This is a genomic window from Streptomyces sp. NBC_00704, assembly GCF_036226605.1.
Taxonomy (GTDB): Bacteria; Actinomycetota; Actinomycetes; order Streptomycetales; family Streptomycetaceae; genus Streptomyces.
Window position 1 is genome coordinate 6,460,701 of the sequence record NZ_CP109000.1, and the last position, 16,178, is coordinate 6,476,878.

Here is a 16,178-nt window from a genome sequence, read left to right on the forward strand (position 1 = left end):
ACCCGGCCGGGCCGTCGTCAGGTCCCGGGGAGGGCGGCGGGCGCGCCGAACCACCGCTCCAGCGCGCCGGCCAGTTCCCGCCGGTCCTCACCGGCCCACGCGACGTGACCGTCCGGCCGCAGCAGCAGGGCGGGGACGTCCAGTTCCCCGCAGTCGTCGACGACATGGTCGACCCGGTCCGCCCAGCCCCGCACCGAGAGCCGGCCGGTCCGGTCGAGCAGCAGACCGCGGCCGGTGTGCATCAGCGCGTAGAGACGCCCCCGCTTCAGCCGCACGTCGCGCAGCCGGCGGCCGAGCAGCTCGTGGCCCTCGCCGAGGTCGTAACGGACGTCGACGGCGGTGATCATCCCGGTCAGGTAGCGGTTCACCTCCTCGAAGTCCATCAGCGTGGACAGCAGCTCCCGCAGCGCGGTCGCGCCCGGGTCGGTCCCCAACAGCGTCATCTGCGCCCGGGTGTTGGCCAGGACACGAGCGCCCACCGGATGCCGCTCCGCGTGGTAGCTGTCCAACAGCCCCGCCGGAGCCCAGCCGTTCACCTCGGCGGCCAGTTTCCAGCCCAGGTTGAACGCGTCCTGGACGCCGAGGTTCAGCCCCTGCCCGCCGGTCGGCGGATGCACGTGCGCCGCGTCGCCCGCCAGCAGCACACGGCCCACCCGGTAACGCTCCGCCTGCCGGGCCGCGTCGCCGAACCGGGACAGCCGACGCGGCGCGCGCACGCCGAAATCGGTCCCCGCCACGGCCCGCAGCCGCTCCCGGAACTCCTCGAGCGTCGGCGCGGCCGCACGGTCCTCGCGCACACCCTCGGCGGGCACCACCACGCGGTACGTTCCGCCCCCGAGGGGGACGACCCCGAACCGCTGCTGCGTCCTGCGCACCTCCCCGACGACGGCCGCGACGACCGCCGGGTCCTCGGTCGCCTCCATCTCGCCCAGCAGCGTCTCCACGGTGGCCGGCGTGCCCGGGAAGCCGACGCCGAGCAGCCCGCGGACGGTGCTGCGACCGCCGTCGCAGCCCACGAGATACCGCGAGCGCAACCGCGTGCCGTCCGTCAGCTCGACGCTCACCCCGACCTCGTCCTGGCTGAGCCCCACGACCTCGCGACCGCGGCGGATCCCGGCGCCGAGTTCCAGGGCCCGTTCGGTCAGCAGCCGCTCGGTCTCCGGCTGGGGGACGGCGACACCGTAGGGGTGCGCGGTGTCCAGCCGTTCCGGCCACGGCTTGGCGATGCCGCCGAAATGCCCGCCCACCGAGAACTTCCCGGCGATCGCCAGGAACCGGTCCAGCAGACCGCGTTGGTCCATGATCTCGACACTGCGCACATGCAGACCCTGGCCGCGGGACTCCCCGGTCGGTGCGGCCAGCCTCTCCAGCACGACCGTGCGCACGCCGGCCAGCCGCAGTTCGGCCGCCAGCATCAGCCCGGTCGGTCCACCGCCGACGACGATGACGTCGATCATCGCTACCCCGTTTCCCTGACGTCGTTCCCGGCCCGGAATTCTCGGCGGTGACGGGGGCCTTGCGGCAAGCCCCCCACCGGGCTATACGTTGAGAGTGGCGAGGAGCGGGTCGTCTCCTTGCCCTTTCTCATTCCGGTTCCCGTCGCGCTTGTTCGGCTCTCGGCGCGGTTCGTGTTCCGGAAAAGGAGTGGCGACCCGTCGACGGCGTCCGTACGCTGAGGGAGTTCCGAGCGGGGCCGGGCCGGCCGCCGCCGTCAGCCGTGTGAGACAGGGGGTGTGACCGATGACTGTCACTGCCAAGGGCGCTGTGCGCAGCGACCAGACGTTCGTCCACTGCACCTCCGCGGTCTCCGGCTGACCGAATTCTCCGCTCTGTTCTCCTCACCTTTCCGCACGTGACCAGATTCCCGTGCGGAGGCGGAGCGCTGCCGGGGCTGCCCCTGTGAAGGGTCCCCCTTGCATTCCTCCTCTTCCTCGGTTCCCCGCGTTTCCGAGACTTCTCCGGCTTCTCAGTTTTCTCCGTCGTCCCCGTCTTCTCCGGATGTCCCGGAGGAATCCCCGGCCCCTTCAGGGGCTTCCGGGTCTTCGGGTTCCACGGGCTCTTCAGGTTCTTCGGGCTCTTCAGTTTCTTCGGGTTCCGCGCATCCTCTCGTCGCCTACGGCTGGGACGAGGGCTGGGAATCCGCGTTCCTGCCCAGTGCCGAGCGGAAGCTGCTGCCCGGCCGTGTCGTGCGCGTCGACCGAGGTCTGTGCGACGTCGTGACGGCGGCCGGCGTGGTCCGCGCCGACACCGAGTTCGTCGTGCCCCGCGATCCCCTGAAGGTCGTGTGCACGGGCGACTGGGTCGCCGTCGACCCCGACGGCAGCGATCCGCGGTACGTGCGCACGATCCTCCCGCGGCGTACCGCCTTCGTGCGCTCCACCTCCTCCAAGCGCTCGGAGGGACAGATCCTCGCCGCCAACGTCGACCACGCGATCGTCGCCGTGTCCCTGGCCGTCGAACTCGACCTCGGCCGGGTCGAGCGGTTCCTGGCCCTGGCCTGGGAGTCGGGCGCCCAGCCCGTCGTCGTCCTCACCAAGGCCGACCTGGTGCCGGACCCGGTCGCGCTGTCCTACCTGGTCGACGACGTCGAGGCCGGCGCGCCCGGCGTGCCCGTGCTGACCGTCTGCGCACGGGACGGCGACGGCGTCGGGGAACTGGCCGCGCTGGTCGGGCAGGGCACCTCCGTGCTGCTGGGCACGTCCGGCGCGGGCAAGTCCACCCTCGCCAACGCGCTCGTCGGCGAGGACGTGATGGACGTCCGGGCCACCCGTGACATGGACGGCAAGGGACGGCACACCACCACCACCCGCAACCTGCTCCCCGTCCCCGGCGGCGGCGTCCTCATCGACACGCCCGGACTGCGCGGCGTCGGCCTCTGGGACGCCGGCCAGGGCGTCGGCCGGGTGTTCTCCGAGATCGAGGAGTTCGCCCGCGGCTGCCGGTTCCACGACTGCGCCCACGACGCCGAGCCCGGCTGCGCCGTGCGCGCGGCCGTCGAGGACGGCGAACTGCCGCCGCGCAGACTGGAGAGCTACCGCAAACTCGTCCGCGAGAACGAGTGGATCGTCGCCAAGTCCGACGCGCGCGTGCGCGCCGGGTTCCGGCAGGACTGGAAGCGCAGGCAGGCCGAGGGCCGCGCCGCGGGAGAGGCGAAGCGGGGCCGCGGACCGTGGCGGCCCGCGCCGCCTCACTGACCGGAGCCGGCGGGGGAGCGGCGGGCGGCAGGGTCGGCGGAACGCGACGCCGGCGCCGTGCCCGGCGTCGCGGACGTCACGTCCGATTTCCGCTAGCACGTGTGTCGCCGCGGGCCGAGACTGGGAGCCATGACGGACCAGGAAACCCGCTACGAAGCGGTCCGGAGCAGGGACGCCCGGTTCGACGGCGAGTTCTTCTTCGCCGTCCGGACCACCGGCGTCTACTGCCGGCCCAGCTGCCCGGCCGTGACGCCGAAACGTCACAACGTGCGGTTCTTCGCGACGGCCGCCGCCGCGCAGGGCTCGGGATTCCGGGCCTGCCGGCGGTGCCGCCCCGACGCCGTGCCCGGTTCGGCGGAGTGGAACGCGCGAGCCGACGTCGTCGGCCGGGCCATGCGTCTGATCGGCGACGGCATCGTCGACCGGGAGGGCGTCGGCGGACTGGCCGGCCGGCTCGGCTACAGCGCCCGCCAGGTGCAGCGGCAGCTCACCGCCGAGCTGGGCGCGGGACCCGTGGCGCTCGCCAGGGCGCAGCGCGCGCACACCGCGCGGGTCCTGTTGCAGACGACGGGACTGCCGGTCACCGAGATCGCCTTCGCCTCCGGGTTCGCCAGCGTCCGCCAGTTCAACGACACCGTGCGGGCCGTGTACGCCTCGACCCCGACCGAACTGCGGGCCGCCGTACGGGCGCGGCACCGCACCGCCACGCCCACCGCCGGGATCCCGCTGCGACTCGCCCACCGGGGCCCGTACCACGCGCGGGCCGTGTTCGACCTGCTCCAGCGCGAGGCCCTGGCCGGCGTGGAGGAGGTGAGCGGAGCGGCCGGGCGGCGCACCTACCGCCGCACCCTGCGCCTGCCGTACGGCACCGGGATCGTCGCCGTCGACGAGCGCGCGGGGGACCCGGGCCGGGCCTCGGCCGTCAACCCCGGCGGCTGGCTCGCCGCCCGCCTGCACCTCACCGACCCCCGCGACCTCACCACCGCGGTCCAGCGGCTGCGGCGCCTCTTCGACCTCGACGTCGACCCGTACGCCGTCGATGAACGGCTCGGCGCCGATCCGCGGCTCGCCCCGCTGGTCGCCGCCCGGCCCGGACTGCGCGCGCCGGGAGCGGCCGACCCGGAGGAGCACGCGGTGCGGGCCCTGGTCGGGCGGGCGCGGGCCGAGCGGCTGGTGCGCGTCTACGGCAAGGCCCTCGACGCACCCTGCGGGACCCTCACCCGTCTCTTCCCGGAGCCCGCCGTCCTGGCGGAGTCCGAGCCCGGCGGGCCGCTGGGCCCGCTCGTCGCCGCCCTCGCCGACGGCGCCGTACGGCTGGACCCGGGCGCCGACCGGGACGACGCCCAGGCGGCCCTGCTGGCCCTGCCCGGCCTGGACGCCCGGACGGTCGCGGCGATCCGCGCCCGCGCCCTCGGCGACCCCGACGTCGCGCCGCCCGGCACGGACGTCCCCGACACCTGGCGCCCCTGGCGCACCTATGCCCTGCACCATCTGCGCGTCGCGGAGGAACGATGACCGACCTGACCCTGCCGGACCGTGTGCCGCATCCGTCCGAACCGCCGGAACCGCGGGAGCGGACGGACCCCGCCGGCCTGAAGGAACCGGGCCCGGACCTGCGGGCAAAGACGGAGGAGCGGCCGACGATGTCGGAGCGGGCGAGGCCCGGCGAGCGGGCGGCGGACCCGACGGCGTACTGGACGCGGGTGGAGAGCCCGCTCGGAGCGCTGCTGCTCACCGCCGACGCCGAAGGCGCGCTGACCTCGCTCTCCGTGCCCGGGCAGAAGCGCGGCCGCAGCGTCCTGGCGGACTGGTGTCACGACCCCGGACCCTTCCGGTCCGCGCGGGAGCAGCTCGACGCCTACTTCGCCGCCGAACTCAAGGAGTTCACGCTGCCGCTGCGCAGCGACGGCACCGCTTTCCGCGAGCGGGTGTGGGCCGCCCTGGACTCGGTCCCCTACGGGGCGACGACGACGTACGGCGAGGTCGCCGCGCGGGTCGGCGCCTCGCGCATGGCCGTACGCGCGGTGGGCGGCGCCGTCGGGGCGAACCCGCTGCTGATCCTGCGGCCCTGCCACCGGGTCATCGGCGCCGACGGCACGCTGACCGGTTACGCGGGCGGCCTGGACCGCAAGGTGCGGCTGCTGACCCTCGAGGGAGTGCTCCCGGCGCCGCCGGTGTGACCACGGGACCGCCCGGCAGGTCGCGGGCCGCCGCCCGTCGTCGTCAGCCCCCCAGCTGCGCGCCCAGCCAGGCCCCCGCGATCAGCAGGCAGGCGAACAGCTCGGCCAGCACGCTCCAGCCGCCGGAGCGCATGGCCGTGCGCAGGGCCGCGCGGGCCTCACCGCGACGGCCCAGGCGCAGGCGTTCGGAGAGGTAGATGCCGCCCATGAAGCCGGGGATCGCGCCGAGCACGGGAAGCAGGAGGAAGCCGACGAACGCGCCGGCTCCCGCGAACACCGCCATCCGCGGGGTCGCGCCGCTCTCGCGCAGCCGGCGCGGGGGAAGGGCCCAGCGCACCGCCTGGGACACGAGGAGCGTCACCGTCGCCCCGACCAGGACGAACCAGGAGACCGGGCGCGGATCGTCCAGCGCCCACCACAGGACCGCCGCCCAGACCAGCCACGATCCAGGGACGCCGGGCACCAGCACTCCGCACAGGCCGAGCAGGATGACCACCGCGACCAGCAGGAGTTCCCACACTCCCATCTGCCCAGCCTGCCCGAACAGGAGAGAACGCGCAGGTCAAGGCGGACGGCTGAACGGCCGTGCGAACACCGGAGTGCGGCGGCGTCACCGGTCGCGGGTCACCCAGCCGCGTTCGTGGGCGTGCCAGCCCAGTTGCAGCCGGGTCGTCGCACCGGTCAGCTCCATCAGCACCTTCACCCGGCGCTGCACGGTCCGCAGGCCCAGGCCGAGCTGTTTGGCCACGCTCGCGTCGGTCATCCCGGCCAGCAGCAGGGAGAGGACCTCCAGGTCGCCGGCGTCGGGCGTGCCGGGGTCCCGCTCGGCGACGCCGGCCGAGCCCAGGCGCAGGGGCAGCGACTCCCGCCACACCGACTCGAACAGTCCCGACAGCAGTTCGAGCAGCCCGCTGGCGTGCACCACCAGCGCGGCGGGCTCCGCCGAGCGGCCGGTCAGCGGCACCAGGGCGAGCGAGCGGTCGGCGACCACCAGCTTCGTCGGCACGGTGTCCACCACCCGCACCTGCTCGCCCCGGGCCAGCGCGGCGGTCAGCTCCCGCACGCCGTCCGGCTGATCGAGGACCGCCCGCTCCAGCACGACCCGGTAGCGCACCCCGCGGGAGGCGGCCAGCTCCTCGGCGTCGTTCTCGCTGCTGGTGACGGCCACCGGGGAGCCGGTGACCAGGGCGCACACCTCGTCGCTCGCCCCGAGCTGGAGTTGAAGGAAGCGCTGGGCGACGGCGGCGGCGCCCGTCACCACCTCGACCAGGTCGTGCACGGCCGGTTCGGCGGCGGCCGCCCGGTACTCCTCGGCGAGCCGGGCCGCCGCCAGCTCCGCCTTGTCCAGCTCGTGCCGCCGGTGGGTGAGCAGAGCGCCCAGCGCCACCCCGGGCGGGGCGGCGACCCAGCGTCCGGGCCGGCCCGAGGACTGCGCGGCCAGCCCGTGCCGCTCCAGGCGGCGCAGCGCGCTCTCCGTGTCCTGTTCGCCCAGCGCCAGCCGCCGTGCGAGGTCGGGCACGTCCGCCGCGCCCACCGACACGAGCGCCCGGTAGGCCGACTCGTGCGTCTCGTCGAGTCCGATCGCTCCCAGCATCGCGGTGGCGTCCTTCCTTGCCGGGTCCCGTCGGCGGCGGCGGCCGGCCTCCTCACCTCTCGTGAGTGGCGGGAAACGGCCACGGCGCGAACCCGCCACCGCCCATCATCGCCGTACCGGCGGTCACTCTGCCAATGTGTGGCCACGGCGGAAACATATGATCATCCACCGATCGTCCAGGGTGGGCTCCGTATCCGCCGTCCACACCCGGAGCGGCCCGGCCGCCGCGCCGTGCCTCCGGGTCCGCGAGACGTGATCCGGGCTCTTGCCGCGCAGGGGCGCACCAGGGGACTCGAGCCCAGGTCACCGCAGTCGCCGGGCGGTTCTCCCGTGGGGGGTGGAATCGCCCGGCGACCCCCTCGCGCCGTGCCGGACACCGCACCCGACCCGCCCGGCGACGCCCCTCGCCCGACTGTTCGACACCCGTGGCGTGGCGGATTTTTCCGGATGCCCCGTTTTCCTGCGGCCCGTGCGGTGGACAATTGTCGGCATGAGCCAGCAGGGGGGAAGGCCCACCGGTCGCGAGGACGACTGGTGGCGGCAGCTGTACGACGACGCCGGCGAGGACACCGGGCCCGCGCCCGCCGCCGACTCCCTGGACGACCGCTTCGCCTCGGCGGCCGGAGCGGTGCGCTCCACGAGCGCGACGGACAGCGGGCGCCCGGACGACGGCGCCCGCGTCGGCCCCGCGGCCTCGGCGGCCGTAGGGGACGACCCGGACGTCCTGCCGGACCGGTGGTCCGGACGCTTCCCCGACGGCGGAGTGGTCGCCGCGCCCGGCGATACCACCGGCGACATCCCCGGCGATGCGACCGGTGACTGGGTGGACGGCGCCGACGACGGCCAGCCCGCGTCCGGTCCGGCCGGTGCGCTGCCCTCGCCGCGCGCCGAACGGTCCGGCGCCGAGGCGGGGGCCGAGGCGGCGGCCGACTGGTGGACGTCGCAGGGCCCGCCACCGCCGCCGTCCTCGCCCCCGCCCGTGCCGCGGGAGGCCACCGTCCCGCAGCCCAGAACCGGCCCGCCCGCGGCCCCCGCTCCGCCGGACGAAGGGCCGGGCAGCGGGCCGGACCCGCGGGGCGGTGGGGGCGGCGACGGCGGGGGTGTCCGGCCGGAACCGCCGTCGGACGGGGCGGCCGGTCCCACCGGCTTCCCGCCGGGCCCGCTGCCGCCCGGGTTCGCCGAGCAGCCGGTCCACGGGAACGCCCGCGGCGACGTCCACCGCGCATCCGTGGACGACGGCGACGCGGCGGCGTGGACGGAGGCCGCGGACACCCGGCGGCCCGCGTCGCCACCGCCGTCACCCGCGACGGACCCCGCCCTCCCGCCGCCGCCACCCCGGCCGCCGTCCCCGCCCCCGCCGTCGACTCCGCCCGAAGCGCGGTCGACGGCCGGGCCCCGTTCCGCCGCCGCCGCACCACCCGCCCCTGACGCACCGCCGGACCCCCGGGCGCCGGCGCCCCCCGACACCCCGGCGCCGCCTTCCGCCCCCGCGGTGCCCCCGGCCGCCCCGCCGCCCGTGCCGCTCCATGCCCCGCCGCCCTCGACGGCCCCCACCGCCCACACCGACGGGCGGTCGCCCTCGTTCACCCCGGCCGGCGCTGCGCCGGACGCCCCAGCCCGCCCCCCGGAGCGGGTCCCGGACGGGGAGGCCGAGCCCGGCCCGCCCGGCCATCCGCCCACCGTCCTCACGATCCCGGCCCGGCCCGCCGCCACGGACCACGTCGGCTCCGGGCCGCCCACCTACGACGCCGAGCCCACCGCCCTCCCCGCCGCCGATCCGGACGAGCTGGACGAGCTGGTCGCCGACACCGTCCTGGAGGGCGCCCGCTACGGGTCCTGGGCGCTGCGCGCCGCGTCGGTGCGCGGCGACTCCGCCCGGTACCGGGGGGAGCCGCGCCGGGACTCCCTGCTCACCGCCCGTTTCGGGACGGGCGAGCACGCGCTCGTCCTGGTCGCGATGGCGACGGGCGCCAGAGCCAATCCGGCCGCGCACCGTGCGGCAGCCGAGGTGTGCCGGTGGATCGGACGCGCCGTGGGCCGCAGCCATGTCCGGCTCGCCGAGGACATCAGGGCGGCCCGGCGCGGCGATCTGAAGTCGGGGCTGCACCGGCTCACCGACCGCAGCCTCGGCCGGCTGCGGGCCGGCGCCGCCGAGCAGGGGCTCGAACCCGAGGAGTACGCGGCCACCCTGCGCTGCCTGCTGCTGCCCGCCGACCCCGAATGCCGCACCCGCGTCTTCTTCGGGGTGGGCGGCGGCGGACTGTTCCGGCTGCGCGGCGGCGTCTGGCGGGACATCGAACCGCAGGTGGCCGAGGTCGCGGGCGATCCGGTCGTGGGGTTCGGGTCGCTCCCGGCCGAGACGCCCGAAGGGGACCGGCTCACCATGGACCTGGGCGTCCCCGCACCGCCCGACCCGTACGACCCGGAGCCCGGACCGCCCCGCGAGCCGTTCCGCTTCCGGGCCTCCGTAGCCCGCCCGGGTGACACGCTCCTGATGTGCACCGGCGGCATGGCCGACCCCCTGCGCGGGGAGCCGGAACTCTCCGCGCACCTGACGGACCGCTGGTCGGACCCGGCCCCGCCCGGTCTCGCCGCCTTCCTCGCCGACACCCAGGTCAGGGTCAAGGGCTACGCCGACGACCGTACGGCCGCGGCCGTCTGGGAGGCGTGAGCGCGCCACCGCGGCCACTGTGGAGAGCATCGACCCGGGAAACCGAAGGGATGCGTCGGTCCATGGCCAAGCAGAACGTCGCCGAGCAGTTCGTGGACATCCTGGCCCGCGCGGGGGTCAAGCGCCTCTACGGCGTCGTGGGGGACAGCCTCAACCCCGTCGTGGACGCGGTGCGCCGCCACCGGGGCATCGACTGGATCCACGTCCGCCACGAGGAGAGCGCCGCCTTCGCCGCGGGCGCGGAGGCCCAGATCACCGGGCGGCTCGCCGCCTGCGCGGGCTCCTGCGGGCCGGGCAACCTCCACCTCGTCAACGGCCTGTACGACGCCCACCGCTCCATGGCCCCGGTGCTCGCCCTGGCCTCGCACATCCCCTCCAGCGAGATCGGTCTGGGCTACTTCCAGGAGACCCATCCGGACCAGCTGTTCCGCGAGTGCAGTCACTACAGCGAGCTGGTCTCCAACCCGAAGCAGATGCCGAGGCTGCTGCACACCGCGATCCAGAACGCGGTCGGCCGCGGCGGCGTCAGCGTCGTGTCCCTGCCCGGCGACGTCGCCGACCTGCCCGCGCCGGAGAAGGCCGTCGAAACGGCCCTCGTCACCGCCCGCCCCACCGTCCGCCCCGGCGACGCCGAGATCGAGGCGCTCGTCGAGATGATCGACGCGGCGGGCAAGGTCACCCTGTTCTGCGGCAGCGGAACAGCCGGCGCGCACGCCGAGGTGATGGAGTTCGCCGGGAAGATCAAGTCCCCGGTGGGACACGCGCTGCGCGGAAAGGAATGGATTCAGTACGACAATATGTATGACGTAGGGATGAGCGGTCTCCTCGGCTACGGCGCCGCCTACGAGGCCACCCACGAGTGCGATCTGCTGATCCTCCTCGGCACCGACTTCCCCTACAGCGCCTTCCTTCCCGACGACGTGCGGATCGCCCAGGTCGACGTGCGGCCCGAACACCTCGGCCGCCGCTCCAGACTGGACCTCGCCGTCTGGGGCGACGTCCGCGAGACGCTGCGCTGCCTCATCCCGCGCGTGCGGACCAAGGAGAACCGGCGCTTCCTCGACCGGATGCTGAAGAAGCACGCCGACGCGCTCGAGGGGGTGGTGAAGGCCTACACGAGGAAGGTCGACAAGCACGTTCCCGTCCACCCGGAGTACGTGGCGTCCGTCCTCGATGAACTCGCCGCCGACGACGCCGTGTTCACCGTCGACACCGGCATGTGCAACGTGTGGGCCGCGCGCTACCTCACCCCCAACGGCCGCCGCCGGGTCATCGGCTCCTTCTCGCACGGCTCCATGGCCAACGCGCTGCCCATGGCCATCGGCGCGCAGTTCACCGACCGCGGCCGCCAGGTCGTGTCGATGTCCGGCGACGGCGGCTTCGCCATGCTCATGGGCGACTTCCTGACCCTCGTCCAGCACGACCTGCCGGTGAAGGTCGTGCTGTTCAACAACTCCTCGCTGGGCATGGTCGAGTTGGAGATGCTGGTCGCCGGTCTGCCCTCGTACGGCACGACCAACAAGAACCCCGACTTCGCCGCGGTCGCGCGCGCCTGCGGCGCCTACGGCGTCCGCGTCGAGAAGCCCAAGCAGCTGGCCGGCGCGCTGAAGGACGCCTTCCGGCACAAGGGGCCGGCCCTGGTCGACGTCGTCACCGACCCCAACGCGCTGTCCATCCCGCCGAAGATCAGCGCGGACATGGTGACCGGCTTCGCCCTGTCGGCCTCGAAGATCGTCCTCGACGGGGGAGTGGGACGCATGCTCCAGATGGCCCGCTCCAACCTGCGCCACATGCCCCGGCCCTGAGCACCGGCTCACTCCGACGACCGGCGGGCGGATCAGTCGGTGGCCGGGACCCACCGCCGTGCTCCGCCGCCGTCCGAGGCGTACCAGTAGCGGGGCAGTCCCTTGATGCTCGTGGTGCGGAACGGACGGCCGTGGTCGTCGACGCGGACCGTGCCGGTGCGGCCCCCGGAGGACCAGTCGAGTTCGACGTACCAGTCGCAGCCGCACGTCTGCGTCCGTGCCGTGACCAGCAGCACCTCGGGGTCCTCGCCGGACACGTGGTAGGGCAGGCGCACCGCCGGGATCGTCCTCTCCCCGTCGTCGCCGGCGACCGAGCGCGCCACGGGCCGGTCGCGGTCGAGGTCCACCGCGAAGTAGCGCTTGCTCAGCGAGCCGCCGCAGCCCTGGTCCATCGCGTACGCGGTGCCGGGGGCGGGAGCGGCTCGCCGGGCGACCCGCACGCGCACCGCCGTCAGCGCGACGGCGGCGGAGCCGCGTCCCTGGAGCGTGATCTCCACATTGGTCTCGCGTCCGTGCACGGCGCCCTGCGCCGACGCCCAGGGCCCGGCGTCCTGCGCCATCGGGGGAGGCGGGACCTGCGCCGGAGGCCTGTCGATGACGTAGTCGTGACCGCAGCCCTGCGCCCAGACCTGCGAGTCGGCGGTCCAGGTGAGCGGTACGCCCGCGGCCGGGACCGCCGCGGCTCCGCCGCCGGCCGGGGCGGCCTCGGTCACGGGCGCGGTCCTGGTGCGGCCGGGGGAGGGCGAGGGCGAGGGCTCGGCGGAACCGGCGGGGGCGGTCGTCGCCGCCGGGCCGGGTGCGGAGGAGCGGCCGGGGGCGGCCCCGGGGAACGGAACGACGGGCGCCGCGGCGGACCGGACGGCGTCGTCCGAGGCCCGGGGAGTGCGGTGCCCGCCGCCTTCTCCGGGCAGTGCGGCCAGTGTGCCCAGAATGGTGAGGAGCGCGCACGCGGCGCCGGCGAGGACAGCGGTACGGCGGCGGCGGTGCCAACGGCGCGCGGGCGCCCGCGCCGGGGCCGGATCCCGCGCTTCCCGCGCCGCCCGTGCTTGCCGGACCCCGCCCGCCGCCCGAGCGTCATCCCGCTCGGCTGCGTCGGCTGCATCGGAGGCGTCGGCTGCGTCCTGCACGTGATCTTGGTCGTGCGGGCTGCGCGGGTCGTACGGGTCGTACGGGTCGTGCGGGTTTGGTGACCCGTGCGGATCGTGCGGGTCCGGCGACCCGTGCCGGTCGTCCGGGGCCTGCCCCGGTGTCCGCGCCCGGCTCGTTGATTCCGAGGCCGTCGTGCTCCGGGGGCGTTGTCGTGCCGCCGCCAGCCGGAGCCACCGCCGGTGCAGTTCGAGGCGTTCCTCGGGCGTCGCCCCGCAGAACTCGGCGAGCCGTTCGACCGGGGCGAAGTCCTGTGGAACCGCTTCCCCCGCGCAGTAGCGGTGCAGGGTCGAGGTGTTCATGCCCACGCGACGGGCGAGGGAGCCGTAGCTGCGCTCGGTGCGCCCCTTCAGTTCCGTCAGCAGTGCCGCGAACTCCGTCACATCGCTCACACAGTCGTCGGTCGACACCGGGTCCCCCGTGCTCGTCCGGCCCGGGCGGTCATCCCAGGCACTCATATACCTGCACGTCAGATGGCCTGGGATGGTTCCACCGCCGCCGATCGGGCGCAGACCGTTGCAGCGTGCCGGGGGAACCGCCGATGCTCTTGGTGTCGCACCGACCGGGCCGGAACCGACCGGCCGGCCTCTCGGCGCCGACCCACACCCATGCACCCACCGGCACTCACGCGGCCTTCACCCGGCACTCACTCACGGGGGACACCCATGCCCAAGCGCTTTCGAACCACCATGATGATCACCACGCTCGGCGGGCTCACCGCACTGACGGCCGCGGGCACCGCGTTCGGCGCTTCGCCCGCCCCCGCGGCGAGCAGCCCCGCCTCCCAGCGGCCCGGCTTTCTCGCCGCCCCGGACCTCCCCGTCCGTCCCGGCGCCCCCTGGACGGCCGGCCGGATCACGGCCGGCGCGGCGCCCGACGTGGAGCTGGACCTGTGCCTCGGCAGGGCGCTGGGCGGCGGCTCCGGCTCCTGGTACCGCGAGTTCCGGACCGACCTCGACACGAGCGCCCGTCAGATCGCCGTGCGGACGCCGAGCGTCGCCGCGGCCAAGGGGCGGTACGCGCGGGTCGACCAGGACATCAGGTCCTGCGCCCGGCGGATCGAGCGGGCCGACCCGGAGGTCGAGGCGACACTCAGGGACTACGGACGCCTGCACGTCGAGGAGGGCGCCCACGTCTACGGCCTGCACACCGAGACGTCCTGGGGCGCGAGCGACATCCGGCTCATCTCCGTCGGCCGGGACGGCACGAGGGTGACGGTCGTGGACTGGCGCCAGATGGGCGACTTCGCCGACGCCCCGGTCAAGGCGTTCAGGAAGACGACCGTCACCGCCGTCGACAAGCTCCGCTGACGTTCCGGAGCACCGGCGCGGCCGGCCGCCCCCGCCGACGGGGACGCGACGCACGAACCGCGCGTGACGAGACCGCTGAGAAGCGCGGGCCGCCGCCCCTCCCGCCACGGGGGTCGGGAGAGGCGGCGGTCCCGCCGCAACCGCACGACCACCGCTCGACCGCACGACCGATCACCGCTCGACCACACGACCACATGAGAGACACGGGGAACACGGACATGACGAACGACGTCGACAACACGACCGGCAGCACCGCGACCGGCACGGCCGTCAGGAGCACCGCGCGCCTGCGCGCCACCCGCCGTACCGCGGTCGCCGCCGGGCTCGCGCTGGCCCTCGGGCTCGGCGTGACGGCGCAGGCGTCCGCCGGCGGCCCGCGCAGCGTCAGCGGCAGGTCGTCGGACAACATCACCCGCGTCGCCGACTTCTACGGCGCCTACATCGACGCGGTGACCGACGAGGGCGGCGGCGACCTCGCGGACGCGCTGCGTGCGCACTACCTGACGTCGGCCCTCCAGAAGGAGCTGAACGCCTGGGAGGAGGCCAACCACGCCAACGGTGTCCTGCGGGCCCAGAACGTCCCGCTCGCCTGGAAGGTCACCGACAACGGCACCGCCGACCACACGGAGGCCGTCGTCACCCTCACCTGGAGCAAGAACACGACCACCAAGCTGGTCGTGGACGTGAACCGCGAGAGCCACAAGATCTTCCACATCGGCACGAAGGGCGTCGCGGGCAGCTGACCGCCGCCCCGGAGGCCGCGCGGCCACCGAAGAGTTCAGGCCAACCTCGGGGGACCGGGGGGACGGGGGGACCGGGGGGACCGGCGAGACCGGGGGGGACCGGGGCCGCCGGAACCTGAAGGGGATCCGCGGGCCGGCGGGCCGGGTACGTCCCGGACGCCGGACCGCGGATCCCCTGTCGTGTCACCTCCACGCGTCCGGCGATCGCCGCACCCGCGCCGTGTCTACGACCAGGTCGGTAGGGCCGCGTCCGCAGACGGCACGAGCCCCGGCGGTCGCCCGCCACCCGTACGCGCACGCGACAGGGGCGCGAAACGGCCAGGCGGGAGGCCGCGCCGGGCGGCCGGCGCCCCGGCTCACCTCGGCTCGCGCGGGAGGTGAACGCGCGGAGCGGTCCGCGCGGGTGCGCGCCTTCCCGGGGGGCGCCCGCGCCGTCGTGCGGCCCGCTCCGGGACCGGCCGCCCTGGTGAGCGCCCGGCGGCCCCGTGGCCGTCGTGCCGCGTCCGCCCGTCGCCGGGGCCGTCCCGCGCGCCGCCGCAGAGGCAACCGGAACCGGTGCCTCGGCCAGTGCCTCGACCAGGGCTTTCCCCTCCTGCCCGGCGCCGGGCGCGGACGGCGCCGGGCCGGCCCGTGCGTCCGGCCGTCCGGCGGGCCCGCGTCCGGGGACCGTCCCACGGCTCCGTTCGCGCCCGCCGCTCCCGGCGGCGCACCGGCCGCAGCGGTCCGCGCCCCGCCCCTCTCCCGCTCGCCGGAACCCGGATGCGGCGATCGCGCACGCGTGCCCGGCCCGCCCCGGACAACGCTGTCGTCCCGCCGTGCGCCGTGCGAATGCCCTCGACGGCGCGTCCGAACATGGCCGAACACCCGGTCGTTGACGATTCCACATGACTGGCGCGGTGCCGACCGGGCAAGGATCCCCGTGAACGTGTTCGAGCAGGGGGGAAACCGACATCGGCACGCGGGCGGGGGTCATGGAGAGGCAGGCACGGGGAAGCGGCGCGACGACGGTCGTGGACGGCTCGGAGACAGGAGAGCCGGGGGAGACCGGGGACGACGCCGCCGGGGACGCGGCGGACCAGGATCGCGCGGCGCAGCTCAATCGCCGGCTCGGCCGGGCGGACCTGCGGGCGGTGCCCGAGGCGCGCCGGGCGCTGCGGGAACTGCTGCGGGGGTGGGGCAAGCCCGGCCGGTCCGAGACGGCGGAACTGCTCACCAGCGAACTCGTCACGAACGCGCTGGTGCACACGGACGACGACGCGCTGCTGACGGCCACCGTCTCGTCGGCCGGTCTGCGGGTCGAGGTGCGGGACTGCGTCGCCCGCCGGCCCCGGCCGAGCGCGCCGGCCCCCGACGAGGGGACGCACGGGCGGGGTCTGGTGCTCGTCGAGTCCCTCGCGGACACCTGGGGAGTCCGGGCCCAGGGCGGCGGAAAGGTCGTCTGGTTCGAACTGGGCGCCGGAGCCGCGTGAGCGGACCGGCCCGCCGGACGAGGGGCGGCGCACCGCACACGAACGGGAAGGGGGCGCGACCGTGGT

12 protein-coding genes are annotated in these 16,178 nt (G+C 75.3%); 8 read left to right on the plus strand and 4 right to left on the minus strand.

Translation table 11 applies throughout. The annotated features are described in order from the left end of the window. Positions 1–17: 17 nt before the first annotated feature. The gene (gene rox / locus OG802_RS28070) at positions 18–1,457 is read right to left on the minus strand and encodes a rifampin monooxygenase (RefSeq protein WP_329414883.1); all 1,440 of its coding nucleotides are present in this window, start codon (positions 1,455–1,457) and stop codon (positions 18–20) included. Between the two features lie 690 nt (positions 1,458–2,147). Between rox and rsgA the strand changes: the two genes are divergently transcribed. From rsgA to OG802_RS28085, 3 genes are all read left to right on the plus strand, one after another. Then, positions 2,148–3,194: a ribosome small subunit-dependent GTPase A gene (rsgA, locus tag OG802_RS28075; protein WP_329417441.1), complete on the plus strand. Its 1,047-nt coding sequence runs from the start codon at positions 2,148–2,150 to the stop codon at positions 3,192–3,194. A 129-nt stretch (positions 3,195–3,323) separates the two neighbouring features. Then, positions 3,324–4,709, plus strand: a complete 1,386-nt coding sequence (locus tag OG802_RS28080) for a DNA-3-methyladenine glycosylase 2 family protein (RefSeq protein ID WP_329414885.1) — start codon at positions 3,324–3,326, stop codon at positions 4,707–4,709. A gap of 128 nt (positions 4,710–4,837) precedes the next feature. Continuing rightward, a complete protein-coding gene (locus OG802_RS28085) occupies positions 4,838–5,374 on the plus strand; it encodes a methylated-DNA--[protein]-cysteine S-methyltransferase (RefSeq protein ID WP_329417443.1) in 537 nt (178 codons plus the stop codon). A 43-nt stretch (positions 5,375–5,417) separates the two neighbouring features. Here OG802_RS28085 and OG802_RS28090 read toward each other — a convergent pair whose 3' ends face one another. Next, complete coding sequence (locus OG802_RS28090) at positions 5,418–5,900, minus strand: DUF456 domain-containing protein (protein WP_329414887.1); 483 nt, start codon at positions 5,898–5,900, stop codon at positions 5,418–5,420. 84 nt (positions 5,901–5,984) lie between these two features. Beyond that, positions 5,985–6,968, minus strand: coding sequence for a helix-turn-helix domain-containing protein (locus tag OG802_RS28095; RefSeq protein WP_329414888.1), 984 nt, complete (start codon positions 6,966–6,968; stop codon positions 5,985–5,987). 490 nt (positions 6,969–7,458) lie between these two features. Between OG802_RS28095 and OG802_RS28100 the strand changes: the two genes are divergently transcribed. Together OG802_RS28100 and OG802_RS28105 are read left to right on the plus strand one after the other, a co-directional pair. Further along, positions 7,459–9,639 (plus strand): protein phosphatase 2C domain-containing protein, encoded by a 2,181-nt coding sequence (locus OG802_RS28100; RefSeq protein ID WP_329414889.1) that lies wholly within the window; start codon positions 7,459–7,461, stop codon positions 9,637–9,639. A 62-nt stretch (positions 9,640–9,701) separates the two neighbouring features. After that, positions 9,702–11,444 carry a pyruvate dehydrogenase gene (locus OG802_RS28105; RefSeq protein WP_329414890.1) on the plus strand — a complete coding sequence of 581 codons (1,743 nt, stop codon included), beginning with the start codon at positions 9,702–9,704 and terminating at the stop codon, positions 11,442–11,444. Positions 11,445–11,476: 32 nt separating this feature from the next. On the opposite strand, the gene OG802_RS28110 is transcribed toward OG802_RS28105, so the two are convergent. Then, positions 11,477–13,048 carry a helix-turn-helix domain-containing protein gene (locus OG802_RS28110; RefSeq protein WP_329414892.1) on the minus strand — a complete coding sequence of 524 codons (1,572 nt, stop codon included), beginning with the start codon at positions 13,046–13,048 and terminating at the stop codon, positions 11,477–11,479. A gap of 207 nt (positions 13,049–13,255) precedes the next feature. Here OG802_RS28110 and OG802_RS28115 point away from each other — a divergent pair, with 207 nt between their 5' ends. The 3 genes from OG802_RS28115 to OG802_RS28125 all read left to right on the plus strand — a co-directional run bounded on the left by OG802_RS28115 (position 13,256) and on the right by OG802_RS28125 (position 16,112). Next, positions 13,256–13,900, plus strand: coding sequence for a hypothetical protein (locus OG802_RS28115; protein WP_329414893.1), 645 nt, complete (start codon positions 13,256–13,258; stop codon positions 13,898–13,900). A 218-nt stretch (positions 13,901–14,118) separates the two neighbouring features. Beyond that, the gene (locus OG802_RS28120) at positions 14,119–14,643 is read left to right on the plus strand and encodes a hypothetical protein (RefSeq protein ID WP_329414895.1); all 525 of its coding nucleotides are present in this window, start codon (positions 14,119–14,121) and stop codon (positions 14,641–14,643) included. Positions 14,644–15,614: 971 nt separating this feature from the next. Next, on the plus strand, positions 15,615–16,112 hold the full coding sequence (locus OG802_RS28125; protein WP_329414896.1) for an ATP-binding protein: 498 nt from the start codon (positions 15,615–15,617) through the stop codon (positions 16,110–16,112). The last annotated feature ends 66 nt before the right edge of the window (positions 16,113–16,178 follow it).

Excerpts from the sequence above, each read along its gene's own strand:
- rox (WP_329414883.1), bottom strand. The coding sequence starts at position 1,457 with ATGATCGACGTCATCGTCGTCGGCGGTGGACCGACCGGGCTGATGCTG.
- OG802_RS28080 (WP_329414885.1), top strand. The coding sequence starts at position 3,324 with ATGACGGACCAGGAAACCCGCTACGAAGCGGTCCGGAGCAGGGACGCC.
- OG802_RS28085 (WP_329417443.1), top strand. The coding sequence starts at position 4,838 with ATGTCGGAGCGGGCGAGGCCCGGCGAGCGGGCGGCGGACCCGACGGCG.
- OG802_RS28090 (WP_329414887.1), bottom strand. The coding sequence starts at position 5,900 with ATGGGAGTGTGGGAACTCCTGCTGGTCGCGGTGGTCATCCTGCTCGGC.
- OG802_RS28095 (WP_329414888.1), bottom strand. The coding sequence starts at position 6,968 with ATGCTGGGAGCGATCGGACTCGACGAGACGCACGAGTCGGCCTACCGG.
- OG802_RS28100 (WP_329414889.1), top strand. The coding sequence starts at position 7,459 with ATGAGCCAGCAGGGGGGAAGGCCCACCGGTCGCGAGGACGACTGGTGG.
- OG802_RS28105 (WP_329414890.1), top strand. The coding sequence starts at position 9,702 with ATGGCCAAGCAGAACGTCGCCGAGCAGTTCGTGGACATCCTGGCCCGC.
- OG802_RS28110 (WP_329414892.1), bottom strand. The coding sequence starts at position 13,048 with ATGAGTGCCTGGGATGACCGCCCGGGCCGGACGAGCACGGGGGACCCG.
- OG802_RS28115 (WP_329414893.1), top strand. The coding sequence starts at position 13,256 with ATGCCCAAGCGCTTTCGAACCACCATGATGATCACCACGCTCGGCGGG.
- OG802_RS28120 (WP_329414895.1), top strand. The coding sequence starts at position 14,119 with ATGACGAACGACGTCGACAACACGACCGGCAGCACCGCGACCGGCACG.
- OG802_RS28125 (WP_329414896.1), top strand. The coding sequence starts at position 15,615 with ATGGAGAGGCAGGCACGGGGAAGCGGCGCGACGACGGTCGTGGACGGC.